We start from the raw sequence: 1,967 nt of genomic DNA, 5'->3' as shown, positions 1-1,967 counted from the left end.
CGGGTGGTCAACCCGCCCGCCCCGGTCGTCGCCTCGCGCGTCAGCGTGAACAGCGGCTCGCCCGGCTTGTGCACCGCCACGCCGAAGCGGTTCAGCGTCCGCCCGTCCGCGTAGCTGTGGAAGGCGACCGTCAGGCTGCGGGCGCCGGCTTCCGCCTTGCAGAGGATGCGCTCGTCGGTCTGGAAGCCCTGGGCCGTGAGCACGCAGCCGCCCCGCGCGCCGGCCGGGCCGATCGTGAGGTCGTAGGTGACGACGATGCCGGTGCCGCCCGCGGTCCGGCCGCCCTCCGCCTCCCAGCGATAGCGGCCCTGCCAGCCTTCCCCGCCTCCGGCGCCCAGCGCCGCGGTCGTGAGCAGCCCTGCCGCCAGCGCGGCACCCGTCATCCGCATCGCCGTCCCCTCCCCGACCGTGTCCCCGGTGCAGCATGGCCGCGCCCGCGCGCGGGCTCAACCGCGGCCGCGCCGCGCGCCCGGCTTGCATCGTGCGGGCCGTCCGGCCATATAGGCGGCGGGGGGTTGGTGAGGGACGTATCACTCGCCAACCGGGTCAGGTCCGGAAGGAAGCAGCCCTAACGAGCCCGAGCGGGTCTTCGTCCAGCCTCCCACCCTTTCTCCGATGCGCCGCGCATCGCGGACCGCTGCCACCCGCGCGGTCGGGAGCGGTCGCCCGGCGCCTCCCCAGATGGTCGCATGGACGCGCGCACGGGCACCCCTGACGACGAGCCGGGGCTTCCCGGGTTTCCGGCCGCCCCCGCGGCCGCCGCGCCCTACCGGGTGCTCGCCCGCAAGTACCGCCCCCAGAACTTCGACGACTTGATCGGCCAGGGCGCCATGGTGCGCACGCTCGGCAACGCCTTCGCGGCCGGCCGCATCCCGCAGGCCTGGATGCTCACCGGCGTGCGCGGCGTCGGCAAGACCACCACGGCCCGCATCCTGGCCCGCGGCCTGAACTACCTGCGCGCGGGCGTGCCCGACACGGGGCCGACCGTGACGATGCCGGAGCTTGGGCAGCACTGCCAGGCCATCATGGAATCCCGGCACATGGACGTGCTGGAGATGGATGCCGCCTCGCATACCGGCATCGACGACGTGCGCGGCATCATCGACGGCATCCGCTACGCGCCGGTCTCCGCCCGCTACAAGGTCTACATCGTGGACGAGGTCCACATGCTCTCGGAGAAGGCCTTCAACGCCTTCCTGAAGACCCTGGAGGAGCCGCCGCCCCACGCCAAGTTCGTCTTCGCGACGACCGAGATCCGCAAGGTCCCGGTCACGATCCTGTCGCGCTGCCAGCGCTTCGATCTGCGCCGGGTCGAGGCGGACGTGCTCTCCGCTCATCTCCGGAAGATCTGCGCCGCCGAGGGCGTCGCGGTCGAGGACGAGGCGCTGGCCGCCCTGGTGCGCGCGGCCGAGGGCTCGGTGCGCGACGCGCTCTCGCTGCTCGATCAGGCGATCGCCCACGGGGCCGGCACCGTCTCGGCCGCGAGCGTGCGCGACATGCTGGGGCTGGCCGACCGCGGCCGCATCGTCGATCTGTTCGAGGCGGCGATGCGCGGCGACGTGCCGGCTTCTTTCGCGGAGCTGCGCGGCCAGTACGATTCCGGCGCCGACCCCGCGGTGGTGCTCTCGGATCTGGCCGGCTTCACCCACCTCGTCACCCGCCTGAAGCTGGTGCCGGAGGCGGCCGCCGCCGACCCGACGCTGAGCGAGGTCGAGCGCACGCGCGGCGCGGCCTTCGCCGAGAGGCTCTCGGTGCGCGCGCTCTCGCGGGCGTGGCAGATCCTGCTCAAGGCCCTGCCCGAGGTGCAGGCTGCGCCCCGCCCCCTGGCGGCGGCCGAGATGGCGCTGGTGCGCCTCGCCTACGCGGCCGACCTGCCGACCCCCGACGAGGCGCTGCGCCAGCTGCGCGCGGAGGCGCTCGCCGCCAGGGGGCGGGGCGCAGCCTGCACCTCGGGCAGGGCCTTGAGC

The 1,967-nt window shown here is 74.4% G+C and carries 2 protein-coding genes and 1 other RNA gene; 2 read left to right on the top strand and 1 reads right to left on the bottom strand.

What is annotated here, in order from left to right; translation table 11 throughout:
• Positions 1-389, bottom strand: a 389-nt coding sequence (locus AX737_RS02155) for a DUF5991 domain-containing protein (RefSeq protein ID WP_156453485.1), incomplete at its 3' end; no start/stop codon positions are given.
• A gap of 119 nt (positions 390-508) precedes the next feature.
• On the opposite strand from AX737_RS02155, the gene ffs reads away from it, so the two are divergent.
• Positions 509-607: signal recognition particle sRNA small type (ffs, locus tag AX737_RS02150), an RNA gene on the top strand.
• 82 nt (positions 608-689) lie between these two features.
• Positions 690-1,967: DNA polymerase III subunit gamma/tau (locus AX737_RS02145; RefSeq protein WP_066918642.1), on the top strand; the 1,278-nt coding region annotated here is incomplete at its 3' end.

The organism is Methylobacterium sp. CCH5-D2, from assembly GCF_001556475.1.
Classification (GTDB): domain Bacteria; phylum Pseudomonadota; class Alphaproteobacteria; order Rhizobiales; family Beijerinckiaceae; genus Methylobacterium; species Methylobacterium hispanicum.
This window is presented reverse-complemented; position numbering and strand designations above follow the sequence as displayed.